The organism is Ekhidna sp. (assembly GCF_963691765.1).
Lineage (GTDB): Bacteria > Bacteroidota > Bacteroidia > Cytophagales > Cyclobacteriaceae > Ekhidna.
The window spans coordinates 2457494-2470921 of the sequence record NZ_OY829375.1; the positions used below are offsets into that span (position 1 = coordinate 2457494).

The 13428-nt window shown below is 38.1% G+C and carries 13 protein-coding genes; 1 reads left to right on the top strand and 12 read right to left on the bottom strand.

What is annotated here, in order from left to right:
- Nucleotides 1-65: 65 nt before the first annotated feature.
- The 11 genes from ACY650_RS11150 to rpsT form a co-directional block, all read right to left on the bottom strand.
- Entirely contained in the window at nucleotides 66-569 is a 504-nt protein-coding gene (locus tag ACY650_RS11150) for a hypothetical protein (RefSeq protein ID WP_462247517.1), read from the bottom strand.
- 58 nt (nucleotides 570-627) lie between these two features.
- Entirely contained in the window at nucleotides 628-1167 is a 540-nt protein-coding gene (locus tag ACY650_RS11155; RefSeq protein ID WP_462247519.1) for a hypothetical protein, read from the bottom strand.
- A gap of 105 nt (nucleotides 1168-1272) precedes the next feature.
- A complete protein-coding gene (locus ACY650_RS11160; RefSeq protein ID WP_462247520.1) occupies nucleotides 1273-1794 on the bottom strand; it encodes a hypothetical protein in 522 nt (173 codons plus the stop codon).
- Between the two features lie 99 nt (nucleotides 1795-1893).
- A complete protein-coding gene (locus ACY650_RS11165) occupies nucleotides 1894-2463 on the bottom strand; it encodes a hypothetical protein (protein ID WP_462247522.1) in 570 nt (189 codons plus the stop codon).
- A gap of 15 nt (nucleotides 2464-2478) precedes the next feature.
- On the bottom strand, nucleotides 2479-4044 hold the full coding sequence (rny, locus tag ACY650_RS11170) for a ribonuclease Y (protein ID WP_462247524.1): 1566 nt from the start codon (nucleotides 4042-4044) through the stop codon (nucleotides 2479-2481).
- Nucleotides 4045-4110: 66 nt separating this feature from the next.
- Entirely contained in the window at nucleotides 4111-4395 is a 285-nt protein-coding gene (locus tag ACY650_RS11175; RefSeq protein ID WP_462247525.1) for a cell division protein ZapA, read from the bottom strand.
- A 15-nt stretch (nucleotides 4396-4410) separates the two neighbouring features.
- A complete protein-coding gene (locus ACY650_RS11180; protein ID WP_462247527.1) occupies nucleotides 4411-4707 on the bottom strand; it encodes a hypothetical protein in 297 nt (98 codons plus the stop codon).
- 1 nt (nucleotide 4708) lies between these two features.
- Complete coding sequence (gene pheT, locus ACY650_RS11185; RefSeq protein ID WP_462247529.1) at nucleotides 4709-7120, bottom strand: phenylalanine--tRNA ligase subunit beta; 2412 nt, start codon at nucleotides 7118-7120, stop codon at nucleotides 4709-4711.
- A 68-nt stretch (nucleotides 7121-7188) separates the two neighbouring features.
- A complete protein-coding gene (locus tag ACY650_RS11190; protein WP_462247531.1) occupies nucleotides 7189-7785 on the bottom strand; it encodes a DUF1684 domain-containing protein in 597 nt (198 codons plus the stop codon).
- 40 nt (nucleotides 7786-7825) lie between these two features.
- Nucleotides 7826-8518, bottom strand: a complete 693-nt coding sequence (gene radC / locus ACY650_RS11195) for a RadC family protein (protein ID WP_462247533.1) — start codon at nucleotides 8516-8518, stop codon at nucleotides 7826-7828.
- Between the two features lie 136 nt (nucleotides 8519-8654).
- Nucleotides 8655-8906: a 30S ribosomal protein S20 gene (gene rpsT / locus ACY650_RS11200; RefSeq protein ID WP_462247535.1), complete on the bottom strand. Its 252-nt coding sequence runs from the start codon at nucleotides 8904-8906 to the stop codon at nucleotides 8655-8657.
- A 159-nt stretch (nucleotides 8907-9065) separates the two neighbouring features.
- Between rpsT and acs the strand changes: the two genes are divergently transcribed.
- The gene (acs, locus tag ACY650_RS11205) at nucleotides 9066-10961 is read left to right on the top strand and encodes an acetate--CoA ligase (protein WP_462247537.1); all 1896 of its coding nucleotides are present in this window, start codon (nucleotides 9066-9068) and stop codon (nucleotides 10959-10961) included.
- A gap of 54 nt (nucleotides 10962-11015) precedes the next feature.
- On the opposite strand, the gene ACY650_RS11210 is transcribed toward acs, so the two are convergent.
- Nucleotides 11016-13415, bottom strand: coding sequence for a ribonucleoside-diphosphate reductase subunit alpha (locus ACY650_RS11210; RefSeq protein WP_462247539.1), 2400 nt, complete (start codon nucleotides 13413-13415; stop codon nucleotides 11016-11018).
- Between the last annotated feature and the right edge of the window lie 13 nt (nucleotides 13416-13428).

Genomic DNA, 13428 nt, shown 5'->3' on the forward strand with positions numbered 1-13428 from the left:
CAGATAGTGCTATTCAAATTCATTGTCGCAAACATAGTTTTTTTTTCGGAACTGAAAATGTCTTGTTAATTACTATAAGTGCCAGTAACCGTACCGGTTAATGTTACTCCCTGTCCAAATGGGACATCGGTGAACGTTACATCATACGAATTTCCAGAACCAGAAATGTTAACAGTACCTCCAACAAAAGATTGTGATTCGTCTGATGCTGTCTGTACGGTCACGAATGCGTATTGATCTTGCGTAATAGAGTTTGTAATGTATGCGCCACCGCCAATCACAGAAGCACCTTCATGGATTGCTCTGATTGTGATTATTATAGTAGCGTCAGAAGCTGTTACATTACCAGAACTTCCAACAGTAAAAGTCCCGTCAGATATAAAAAAGATTCCTTCTGCGGCTCCATCTGTTTCACCTTGAGTGAAAAAACCATTTGCTACGGTGTAGGATTGCCCATCAAAAGTAACTGTGCCACTAAGTTTCGGTTCGCTTGTGCTTGTATCATCGCTTCCACATGATGAAATTAGAATTAGAGCGAAAATTGATAGTATTGGTAAGATCTTTTTCATGACTTTTTTCTAATTGATTTTTATATGATTACTTCAATATACGGGATTTTGTTCTTTACTAGATTAATGGCGAAAATACATTGTCGAATTTTCCTTCTAATGTTCCATTAATTAACCTGTCGGGTGAGAATAGCTTAATGGAATCGAAATTTATTTTAAAATAGCTTCCTTTCACATCTACTTCTACGGACTGATTTAAAATAGGTCCGAAGGAGACACTGTCATCCGGACTAAATACGGTTATTGCATTGATCCTTTTTTTTAGTTGTGCATCAAATGGATCGAGCTCGTAATCTCCATTTGTTAGTTCATTCCCTATACTTGATAAAGAGATATAAAGCACGTATGCATTTTCTTCCGTACTAAATCTTTCTGAAAGTGGATTGTATGAGACTTCCATATCTGATAGAATGAATTGATATGTGCTAAAATCAAAAAATGAATTGTATTCTTTGACCAAAACATGATGCTCTGGGATGAATATATAATCATTTATTAAAATCTCTCCGTATGGAGGGAATAGATCCAAATCGTTATCACTTCCACATGCTCCAACAATTAAACCTATAAGTAAGAGTAGCAGACTAACTTTTTTCATGTGGAAACGCAATTGCTTCTAATTAGCAAAAGCTGAAACATTCGTTTCCCTTATAAAACCCCTGAATTTTTAGAAAATAACTAATGAATTTAAAGATGTTGCCACCTAAAAGGTGATATTGATCCTTCCGAATTTTCCAGACACATTTCCTTGAAGTTCTCGACCATCTTCAAAATCTGCTACGAAAGAAAGTGTGTAAGCATCGCCTGAGCCTTGAATGTTTAATGCTCCTCCAATGGCTGGTAAACCCCCAGCTCTAGCATTTTCTTCATTTACCATAATGATGTATGCATTCTTATCATTGACACTTTGATCTGTATCAATTACCGCATAATTGCCAGGAGCAAAGGAATCGCCAACTGAGAATATTATTACATTGATCAGATATTCTCCAGTGAAATTTATTAGTTCGAATTTTTCATCAAAACTGACAGGCGATTCAGTAAAGTAAAATGAAGCAGAATAGCTTCCATCCTCAATTATTTCTGAAAACAATCCATCTCTTATTGGCATAGTAGTACCATCAAATTGTACTTGACCTTCAAGACTGTAATCAGAGTCGTCACTACCACATGAGGATAAAAGTAGTAGGGCAAGAATGATTATATAATTAAAACTATTTTTCATTTCAGAATTAGAAATCTAAACGTGCCTTAGATTCTACATCTAAATAACCATTGCTCTTTAAATAACCACTATGCAATAAAATTTTAATTATAGTGTGGTTTATCTGGTTGTATTAACAACATTGTCGAAAACCCCCTCTAGAGTGCCATCAATTACCTTTCTGTCAGTTGAAAATAGCATAGAGTCGAACTCAAGGGTATACAAATCATCAACATTACTTATCTGCATAGTCTCATCTACTCGAGGCCCTACACTTAGGTTGTCGAACCCGTTTTCAAAAAACTGGATACTTGAAATTTTGAAGAAAACTAGTGAAAAATCGAATGGATTAAACCGATATTCCTCGGGGACGAAACTCTCTCCTGGACTTATAACGGTAATTCTTAGAAGATCTGAATCAGTTTGAAACCTGATGGTGCCAGAGCTATTTACGTATTGAATCGTATCATCTGACAATAAAAATTGAAAAGTGGTGGTTTGTTCTGAAGCTGAAAAACTGCTTAGTAAGAGATGATGTTCTGGTTGAAACAACTTATCGTCAATCATTAATTCTCCAAAAGAAGAACTATCCTCAATGATATCTTCCTCGCTGTTTATATCGTCATCATCTCCACATGATACCAAAAACAAACCGAACGCCAGGATGGCAAGTGATTGTATTCTCTTCATGTTAATCTTACTTGTTTACTTAGCAAAAGCTACAGCACGAGTTTCCCTTATCACAGTCACCTTAATTTGTCCTGGATACTGCATATCTTTTTCTATTTTCTGCGAAATGTTAAATGAAAGATCACTTGCATGTTTATCATCAACATTTTCAGCATCTACAAGCACACGTAGTTCCCTACCAGCTTGAATCGCGTAGCATTTGTTTACACCATCAAAATTCAATGCAATACCCTCTAAGTCTTTTAATCTTTTTAAGTACTGCTCCATAATTTCCCTACGAGCGCCAGGTCGCGATCCGGAGATGGCGTCACATGCTTGCACAATCGGAGAGATCATTGAGGTCATTTCAATTTCATCATGGTGGGCACCTATTGCATTACATACCTCGCCATTCTCTTTATATTTTTTGGCGAGCTCCATACCAATTATTGCATGGGGTTTTTCAGGTTCTTCTGGCCAAACTTTTCCAATATCATGTAGTAAGCCAGCTCTTTTGGCCAGCTTTGGATTAAGCCCAAGTTCTGAAGCCAACGTAGCACACAGGTTTGCTACCTCTCGTGAGTGCTGCAACAAGTTTTGACCATAAGAAGATCTGAATCTCATCCTACCAACCATTTTGATTAATTCTGGATGTAGGCCATGAATTCCTAAGTCTATTACTGTACGTTCTCCAATTTCAACAATTTCCTCACCAATATTTTTTGTTGTCTTGTTTACAATTTCTTCAATCCTTGCTGGGTGAATTCTCCCGTCCTGAACCAAACGATGTAATGAGAGTCTTGCAATTTCTCTTCGAACTGGATCAAAGCCTGAAATAATAATCGCTTCAGGGGTGTCGTCTACAATAATTTCAACACCCGTTGCAGCTTCAAGTGCACGTATATTTCTTCCTTCCCTTCCGATAATCTTTCCCTTGATGTCATCGCTTTCTATATTGAAGACAGAGACGGTATTCTCAATAGCGTGTTCAGTCGCTGTTCGTTGTATGGCTTCAATAACTACCTTCTTAGCCTCCTTAGTAGCAGTCATTTTGGCTTCTTCTACGATCTCTTTTATGTGGGCAGAAGCATTGGTTCTTGCTTCATCTTTTAAGGCCTCCATCAGCTGGGCTTTTGCTTCCTCTGCCGGGAGATTTGCAGCTTTTTCTAAAATAGAAACTTGTTGCTTTTGCATCTTCTCAAACTCGTCTTTTCTTTGACGAGCGATCTCCATTTGATTCGATAGTGTTTCTTTGAGACTGTCTAACTCACCCTCTTTGCGTTTTGCCTGCTCAAATTGTTTATTCAGATTGGCTTCTTTTTGTTTTAGTTTCTGTTCGTTGGTAAGAATTATATTTTTCTTCCGCGCTGCTTCTTCTTCAAACTCACTTTTCATTTTGAAAAGGTTCTCTTTGGCTTCGTGAATTTTGTCTTTCTTGAGGCTTTCTGCGGTTACTTCTGCTTCTTTAATGATGAGCTTACTTTGCTCTTCTGCTTCCTTTACTTTTTTATTGGCTGTTTTACCTTGGAGTGCTCTGCCTATAAAAAGGCCAACTATTGTGCCAACCACGGCAGCAATAATGATTATTAGTATGGAGTCCATGTTGTATTTGCTTTATCAAATAACTGGACAGTCAAAGATTTATATCAATAAGATCGAATCAGAATCCTAAATAGAATCAGTAATAAGTTGGTTAAGTTTTGAAATTTCACCTAGTGCGAAATCATCTGAAGCTTCAGAAGTCTCCTCTCTTTTAAGTTTCTCAACTAGACAATCAAAAGCTACCATCGCTGCCAAATCTTGTGTATCGTCAATCCCAAATTGGCTTTGGTAATTTTTTATTTTTTCATTCAAAAGTTTTCCTGCTCTACGTATTCTTTCTTCATCCTCCGCTTTCACTCTCATGGGATACTCTCTGTTCCCTATTCTGATTTTTATGGATAGTTCAGCCATTCGGGTTTATTTATATTATTCTGCCAAATGGGCAATACATTTATCTATCTCTTTGATATAGCTATCTATCGTCTCTTTCAGCTGTGCTGAATCTCCTTCACTGACCGTCGCGCTATTTACTAGTTTATTTATTTTCAATTTATCCTGAAAGGTGTTCAGATTAGCCTCCTGACTTTTCATCTTTTCTTTCAGTGTGCCATTTTCTTCCCTGGTAACATTCAATTCATCTTTTAGACGCTTATTTTCAGTAAGTACAAGCTGAATCTTTCTTTCCAGATTCTGAAATTCACGATATAATTTTTCGCTAGGCATCTTATTTTCGTATTACAGCCCCAAGCTCTTTTTCATATAAGCTCATCAGACTATTCATACTTTTATCAATCTGTTTATCTGTTAAAGTTTTGAATTTATCTTGAAGAAAAAAACTAATTGCGTAAGCTTTTTTTCCTTTTTCTATTTTATCGCCCTCATAGACGCTAAAAAGGTTTATTCTGTTTAATAATTTCTTCTCTTGTTTGAAGGCAAGTTGTTGGATATCAGCAAACGATACTTTTTTATCCAATACCAATGAAAGATCCCTTTTCACCTCAGGATACTTTGGAATAGGCTCGTACGCTATATCAGATTTGTATTGATCAACAACAATTTTCCAATCGAGTTGAGCATGATAAACATCTTGTTTAATTCCATATATAGAACGCAGTTCTTTTTTTAGCTTACCAATTGTGCCAATTGTCTTGTTATTCTTCTTAATCGAAACTCCATATTCATATAGTGGATCTTTATCAATCGGCAATATTTCAGTTTTACGAATACCTCCATATTTCAACATACCTAAAACAGAGGTGCTTAAATCATGAAAAGAGCTTTTTCTAGGCTCGTCTAACCAGCTTTCTTCATTTGTTTGACCTGTTAGATATAAAGTCAGCCATTCTTTTTCAGAATAGCCTTCACTTTCTTTTTGATATGATCGCCCATGTTCAAAAAACTTCAAATTTGGGTTCCTTCTATTGATATTATACGCGATCGATTCCAGAGCTGTATAGACAGGTGATGTCTTCATAATTGTGAGCTCCTCACTCGAAGGATTAAGCATTTCCACGGGCTCACCTCCCAAAGGAAATTTCTTTCTGTACTGAGGGTTGGTCAGTGAATTGGTTAATATCTCTGAGAAGCCATTGCCGGCTAGGAATTTGGATAAATCTTCCTGTACTCGATAGGGTTCATGTTCGTTAAATTCTGCCAGATAGTCCGCAGAAAATTCTTCATCCAGTTCAATTTCATTGAACCCATAAATTCTAAGAACTTCCTCAACTAAATCTGCAGGTCTTGTAACATCACTTCTGTATGCTGGCACAATTGCATTAAATCCAGTATCAGTAATTTCTTCTGTTCTTATGTCAAGCCAATTAAGAATTTCAATTATTAGCTTGTGGTCAAGTGTTTTCCCAATTAGCCAATGGAATTTTTGGAAATCAATAGCTATTTCTTTCTCCTGAATAGGATTGGGGTAGATGTCTACAATCTCCGATGCAACATAGCCACCAGCAAGCTCAAGAATCAGAGAAGTTCCAAGCTTAACCGCGGGAATGGTCATCTCAGGGTCAGCACCTCTTTCATAGCGAAATGATGCATCTGTTGAGATGGTATGTCTTTGGGCCGTTGATCGAATGCCATCTGCATTCCAATAGGCACTTTCTAAGAAAATATCCGTCGTCTGATCCGTAACTCCTGAGTCAAGTCCACCTAAAACACCCGCCATGCACATTCCTACTTCATCACCATTGCATACCATCAAGTCGTCTTTGCTTAACTTTCTTTCCTTTCCTTCAAGCGTGGTGAATGGTGTGTTGTCCTTAAGTGTTTCAACTATTATTTTATCACCAGTAACATGAGCTGCGTCGTATGCATGCATTGGTTGTCCCAATGAGTGCAGCACGTAGTTTGTGATATCAACTATATTATTGATCGGCTCTAAACCAATAGATCTTAGTTTCCATTGAAGCCAGTCTGGTGATGGCTGAACTTTCACGCCTCTAATCGTCACACCAGAAAATCTTGGACATCTTTCACTATCCTTTACCTCGACGCTAATAGGCCTATCATTCTTTACTTCGAATGACTTTCCTTCAGGTATTCTGAGGTCTTTTCTGAAATACGCTTTCAGATCTCTAGCTGAGCCCATATGAGATGTAGCATCCCCTCGATTTGGTGTAAGTCCAATTTCAAAAATGTGATCTTCACCTGTTTCGAATAATTCAATAGCAGGAGTGCCATTTGGCTTATCGGTATCCAAGACCATTATGCCTTCATGACTACTACCCAGTCCCAATTCATCTTCTGCACAAATCATACCCTCAGAAACTTCACCCCTGATTTTTGCCTTCTTAATCTTAAATGGCTCTCCATTAGTGGGGTGTATGGTAGCGTTTACTGTTGCTACTAGCACTTTTTGACCGGTAGCAACATTGGGAGCACCGCATACGATATCTGAAAATTGCTCTGCACCAATATCTACTTTGGTGACTTTTAATTTATCGGCATTTGGGTGTTGATCACATGTCATCACCTCACCAACAACTACGCCTTGTAGACCACCAGGAATCTTCTCTACTCTCTCGATTCCTTCCACTTCTAAACCAGTTTGGGTAAGTATATCACCAAGTTGCTCTGGAGCTTCCGTGAAATCAATGTATTCTTTTAGCCAATTGTAAGATATCTTCATTCTAACAGTCTCTGAATTAAGAGAGCAAAAATAAAGAAACTCCTTAGCTGCAGAGTGAGATTCTTATCCTAATATGGGTAATTCTTTTCCCCGGCTTCGATTGCAACATCTAGAAGGTTTTCTCTTGGAGGTAATGGGCAAGTGAAATCATCGAAATATGCACAATATGGATTGTAAGTCTTGTTGAAATCAAGTTCTACTTGATCAGATTTTCCAATAACAATATCGAGGTATCTACCACCTCCGTATGTTGTTTCTCCGCTTGTCCCGTCTCCAAAAGCCAGTAAATACTGATTGCCAAAACCCAAAGTTTTGAGCACTAATAGTGAGCATTCGATTCCGTTAATTTTAAACACTACGTTGGCAAATTTTAAATAAGATGTGGAGGTGCCGTCGCTGTTTGCAAGTTTGAGTGTTTCTCGTTTCGAGAATCTCTTCAATGTTCCTTTTACTTTAAAGTTTTCTTGGGCAGGGTAATATTCAATTGATTTATATTCTACATCCTTTTGTACGAATGGACTAGCGTCTGATGTACGAAAAAAATCACTTCTATCGTCCCAAAATTTCGCAATGCCTTCAGCGTATTCTTCATCAGAACCCCCGGATTGAACCATGAAAAACACAAGAGCAACTATTGGGATCAAAATCAACCAACCCTTTTTCATATCGAATTATTTGTCCGCAAATTTAAAGTTGAATTTGAAGTTAAAGCATGTCTTCATCAGCAAAACTGAAGAATCCATTTTCAGTGATTATTAGATGATCCAGAATTACAATATCTAGTGACTTGCCAGCATCTTTTACTTTTTTAGTTAGGTTGATATCTTCAATACTGGGATTTAAGTTTCCACTTGGATGGTTGTGAGCAAGGATAATTCCGCTTGCAATTTCTTCTAGGGCTCGTTTGAAAATCATTTTTGAGTCTACAATGGTGCCAGAGATGCCACCTCGACTCAGCATTTCCTTTTTAATAACCTCGTTGTTGCGTTTTAAGAATACCAACCAAAATTCTTCGTGTTGAAGATCTGAAAGATCACCAAGTAATAGCTTGTATGCCTCTTTCGATGAGGTGATCTTTAGCTTCTTTAGTGGATCAGCTGATTTTCTTCGTCTTCCAAGTTCAAGAGCCGCAACTATAGTTATTGCCTTTGCTTCACCTATACCTTTGAATTTTTGAAGATCCTTAACTGAAACCTTAGCCAGACTGGAAAGATCATTCTCATAGTATTCTAATATTACTTGAGAAAGTTCAACAGCAGATTGATGTTTATTTCCGGATCCAATAAGAATTGCAATAAGTTCTGCATCCGAGAGTGCGGATTTGCCCTTTAGTAATAATTTTTCACGCGGGCGATCTTCTTCTGCCCAGCGTTTGATTGTAAGTCTTTTATCTTCCATCTGATGCTATTCCAGTAGCTGAAAGCTTGAGTGCAGATGGTGGATAATTGCAAATTAGACTTTAGTAGTGTCGAAATGAAATAAAAAAACCCTGCGTAAATTTTACACAGGGTGAAAAATATCTTATAAATAAAGCTTAAAGACCAGCTACGTGCTTAGTCAATTGAGACTTCAAGTGTCCAGCTTTATTCTTGTGGATAATGTTCTTCTTAGATAATTTATCCACCATTGAAATTACTTGAGTTAGAAGCTCTTCACCTGCCTTCTTATCCGTAGTCTCTCTCAGTCTTTTGATGAAAGTACGAGCAGTTTTATGCTGATACCTATTTCTAAGTCTTTTAGCCTCGTTGCTTCTTATTCTCTTAAGTGCTGATTTATGGTTTGCCATAACGCTTTTCTAGTATTCTAAAATTTTCGGACGGCAAAGATAGGAGTTTTATTTAGAAATGAAAAAGCTTTTTATGAATAGAAAATTCACTTTTTTATGTGTCATAGAAAGCTTTTTATTCTTTAGCTGCAAAGATGTGCATTCATTAGATTTAAAATCATGAATAATACGAAACTCCCTCATCAAATTTCTTCGCTCAGTGATTACACTAGAATGTATGATAAGAGTATAGAGAATCCAGAAGGTTTTTGGACGGATATTGCCAATTCATTTATATGGAAAAGAAGGTGGGAAAAGGCTCTGGAGTGGGATTTTCAAGGGCCAGATGTAAAATGGTTCTTAGGAGCTAAACTTAATATCACAGAAAATATATTAGATCGCCACTTAGATGAAAGGGGAGATCAAACAGCGATCTTATGGGAGGCCAACGAGCCGAATGAACCTGCTATCAATATTACCTATCGTGAACTCCATCAACAGGTATGTCAATTTTCCAACGCCATGCTAAACAATGGAATAAAGAAGGGGGATCGCGTGATTATATATATGCCTATGGTGCCAGAGGCAGCTGTAGCAATGTTGGCTTGTGCTAGAGTGGGAGCGGTTCATTCAGTTGTCTTTGCAGGGTTTTCGTCAAGCGCCTTAGCTGATAGAATTAATGATTGTCAAGCTTCCATGGTTTTAACAGCAGATGGTAATAATCGAGGGTCAAAAAAGATTGATGTCAAAGGAGTTGTTGATGAAGCATTGGAAAAATGTGATTCTGTGAATAAAGTTATTGTTCTTAGACGCACAAATCAGGAAGTGAAAATGGTGGATGACAGGGATGTTTGGTGGCACGAGGCCATTGATGGCATGTCATCCCAACATGACGCTGAAGAGATGGACTCAGAGGACTTACTTTTCATACTATATACTTCTGGTTCAACTGGTAAACCAAAAGGTGTGGTACATACTTGTGGCGGATATATGGTCTATGCCTACTATTCATTTATTAATGTATTTCAGTATGAGCAAGGGGATATGTATTGGTGTACTGCTGATGTTGGTTGGATTACAGGTCATACATATATCGTATATGGACCGTTGCTTGCTGGAGCAACTACGATGATGTTTGAAGGTGTCCCCACTTACCCAGATGCGGGTCGTTTTTGGGAAATTTGTGACAAGCATGAGGTTAACCAATTTTATACGGCTCCAACAGCAATTAGAGCTTTACAGGCACATGGCCTTGAGCATGTTCAAAAACATAAACTTGATTCTTTAAAAGTGATAGGATCCGTTGGTGAACCTATCAATGAGGAGGCATGGCATTGGTATCATGAACAAATTGGTAAGAGTAGATGCCCTTTGGTAGATACCTGGTGGCAAACTGAAACGGGAGGTATCATGATTTCAGCTCTTGCTGGAATAACACCAAATAAGCCTGCACATGCATCTTTGCCATTACCGGGAATTCAGCCAATCATTGTAGATGCTGAAGGGAACGAGCTGGAGGGAAATAATGTGCAAGGAAATTTGTGCATAAAATTTCCTTGGCCATCAATTCTGAGAACTACTTACGGAGATCATGAAAGATGTAAGCAGACTTATTTTAGTGCATATCGCAACATGTACTTCACCGGAGATGGTGCCAAAAGAGATCATGATGGCTATCTGAGGATTTTAGGTAGGGTAGATGATGTGATTAATGTTTCTGGTCATAGGATGGGGACAGCAGAAGTTGAGAATGCGATAAATGAACATCCAAAAGTAGTAGAATCAGCTGTGGTCGGCTATCCACATGATATCAAAGGACAAGGGATCTATGCATTTGTAATTGCCGAAGAAGGTGAAATAGAAGATGAAATTAGGATGACAGTCTCCAAGATGATAGGGCCAATAGCGAAGCCAGATCACATTCAGATTGTATCAGGGTTACCAAAGACACGTTCAGGGAAAATCATGCGAAGAATTTTGCGAAAAGTTGCAAGCAAGGATACCGATAATCTTGGGGACACATCAACACTTTTAAATCCAGAAGTGGTTGAAGAAATTATTAAAGGAGCTAAATAAAAAGCCCCACTCGTTTGAGTAGGGCCATTTTAGGTTAGAATTACACTATTTATCTTAAGAACCACACATTTCGCATCCTTCTGGATCATCTAACGAACATTGAATGGCCGCTTGTTGATCAAGTTCTGCTTGCGTTAGGTTCGCTGCCGCTGGTTGTGCGGCTTTCACTTCCTTTGGTTGCTCTTGATTTTCTTTCGATACGGTAAACTTGATAGCGTCTGTTGCAGCTTTTGTTCTCAAGTAATACATACCAGTTTTCAAGCCTTTCTTCCAAGCATAGAAATGCATAGATGTCATCTTACCGAAGTTTGCATCCTGTAAGTGGATGTTAAGGCTTTGACTTTGGCAGATATATGCTCCTCTGTCCGCAGACATATCGATGATTGCCTTTTGAGAAATTTCCCAAACAGTCTTGTACCTTTCTTTGATCTCTTCTGGAATCTCCGCAATATTCTGGATAGATCCGTTTTCAGCTTTGATTCTGTTCATCATACGCTCATCCCAAAGACCAAGATCTATTAGCTCGCTCATGAGATGCTTATTGGCTACAATGAACTCACCAGAAAGAACTCTTCTTAAATAAAGGTTAGAAGTGTATGGCTCGAAGCATTCGTTATTACCAAGTATCTGCGAAGTAGAAGCTGTAGGCATAGGTGCAAGAAGTAAGGAGTTTCTAACTCCGTTTTTCTTAACCTTCTGCTTAAGATCTGTCCAATCCCATCTTCCAGAATCAGGAGTCACTCCCCACATATCGAATTGGAATACGCCTTTTGATACCGGAGAGCCTTTGAATGTTTCATAAGCTCCTTCTACAGTTGCTATTTCCATAGAAGTCTCCATAGCAGCAAAGTAGATAGTCTCAAATATTTCTTTATTTAACTTCTTAGCTTCTTCCGACTCGAAAGCCATTTTAAGCAATAAGAATGTATCAGCTAATCCTTGAACACCTATTCCAATAGGTCGGTGTTTCATATTAGAATTTTTAGCCTCAGGAACCGGGTAGTAGTTTACATCGATAACCTTGTTCAGATTACGAGTAACAACCTTAGTGATTTCATAAAGTTTTTGATGATCAAACTTGCCATCAATAACGAAACGAGATAGAGCAATAGATGCTAGGTTACATACTGCCACTTCATCTTTTGAAGTGTATTCCATGATCTCAGTACATAGGTTACTAGATCTGATAGTACCCAAGTTCTTTTGATTGGACTTTTTGTTAGCAGCATCCTTATAAAGCATATAAGGTGTACCAGTTTCTATTTGAGCTTCAAGAATCTCAAACCAGAGGTCTTGAGCTTTTATAGTTTTTCTTCCTTTTCCTTCTCGCTCATACTTTTCGTAAAGAGCTTCAAACTCTTCACCGTATGCTTCATAGAGTCCTGGGCATTCGTCAGGTGACATTATTGTCCAATCTCCATTCTCTTCTACACGCTTCATGAAAAGATCTGGGATCCATAGTGCGTAGAAAAGATCACGAGCTCTCATTTCCTCTTTACCGTGATTTTTTCTTAAATCAAGGAAATCAAAGATGTCTGAATGCCATGGCTCTAGATAGATCGCGAAACTTCCTTTTCTTTTACCGCCCCCTTGATCGACATATCTAGCAGTCATATCAAAGTTTCGAAGCATTGGTACAATACCATTAGACGTACCATTGGTTCCTTTTATGTAAGCACCTGTTGCTCTTACATTATGAATGCTAAGGCCAATACCACCTGCAGATTGTGAAATTTTGGCACACTGCTTAAGCGTGTCGTATATCCCATCAATAGAATCATCTTGCATTGATAAAAGGAAACAAGATGATAGTTGAGGTTTTGGTGTTCCCGCGTTGAATAACGTTGGAGTAGCGTGCGTAAACCATTTTTCAGACATCAAATTGTAAGTCTGAACTGCAGCATCAATGTCTTCACCATGAATACCTACTGAAACTCTCATAAGCATATGCTGTGGACGCTCCACAATTTTGCCATCCAGTTTCATTAAGTATGAACGCTCTAATGTCTTATAGCCAAAGTAGTCGTAATTGTAATCTCTTTCGTAGTTGATGGCGTCATCAAGTTTTTTGGCATTTGATCTAATGATGCCATAAACTTCAGTTGAAAGCAATGCAGCATTCTCTCCAGTTTTAGGATTGATGTATTCATACATTCTCTTCATCGTGTTAGAGAATGAAGTCTCTGTCACTTTGTGAAGGTTTGAGATAGAAATACGGGCAGCAAGCTTTGCGAAATCAGGATGGCGTGTTGTCATCGTAGCAGCAGTTTCTGCAGCTAGATTATCAAGTTCTATGGTTGATACTCCATCGTACAACCCGTCGATTACTTTTTTGGCAATCTCTACAGGCTTTACATAGTCTGAATTCAAACCATAACACAGCTTTTCTATACGTGCTGTGATTTTGTCAAATTTTACTGATTCTCTTCTTCCGTCTCTTTTTACAACTAACATAGGTCTATCGTGA

Bases quoted from the DNA above. Each gene is read 5' to 3' on its own strand.
- ACY650_RS11150 (WP_462247517.1), bottom strand. From the start codon at position 569: ATGAAAAAGATCTTACCAATACTATCAATTTTCGCTCTAATTCTAATT.
- ACY650_RS11155 (WP_462247519.1), bottom strand. From the start codon at position 1,167: ATGAAAAAAGTTAGTCTGCTACTCTTACTTATAGGTTTAATTGTTGGA.
- ACY650_RS11160 (WP_462247520.1), bottom strand. From the start codon at position 1,794: ATGAAAAATAGTTTTAATTATATAATCATTCTTGCCCTACTACTTTTA.
- ACY650_RS11165 (WP_462247522.1), bottom strand. From the start codon at position 2,463: ATGAAGAGAATACAATCACTTGCCATCCTGGCGTTCGGTTTGTTTTTG.
- rny (WP_462247524.1), bottom strand. From the start codon at position 4,044: ATGGACTCCATACTAATAATCATTATTGCTGCCGTGGTTGGCACAATA.
- ACY650_RS11175 (WP_462247525.1), bottom strand. From the start codon at position 4,395: ATGGCTGAACTATCCATAAAAATCAGAATAGGGAACAGAGAGTATCCC.
- ACY650_RS11180 (WP_462247527.1), bottom strand. From the start codon at position 4,707: ATGCCTAGCGAAAAATTATATCGTGAATTTCAGAATCTGGAAAGAAAG.
- pheT (WP_462247529.1), bottom strand. From the start codon at position 7,120: ATGAAGATATCTTACAATTGGCTAAAAGAATACATTGATTTCACGGAA.
- ACY650_RS11190 (WP_462247531.1), bottom strand. From the start codon at position 7,785: ATGAAAAAGGGTTGGTTGATTTTGATCCCAATAGTTGCTCTTGTGTTT.
- radC (WP_462247533.1), bottom strand. From the start codon at position 8,518: ATGGAAGATAAAAGACTTACAATCAAACGCTGGGCAGAAGAAGATCGC.
- rpsT (WP_462247535.1), bottom strand. From the start codon at position 8,906: ATGGCAAACCATAAATCAGCACTTAAGAGAATAAGAAGCAACGAGGCT.
- acs (WP_462247537.1), top strand. From the start codon at position 9,066: ATGAATAATACGAAACTCCCTCATCAAATTTCTTCGCTCAGTGATTAC.
- ACY650_RS11210 (WP_462247539.1), bottom strand. From the start codon at position 13,415: ATGTTAGTTGTAAAAAGAGACGGAAGAAGAGAATCAGTAAAATTTGAC.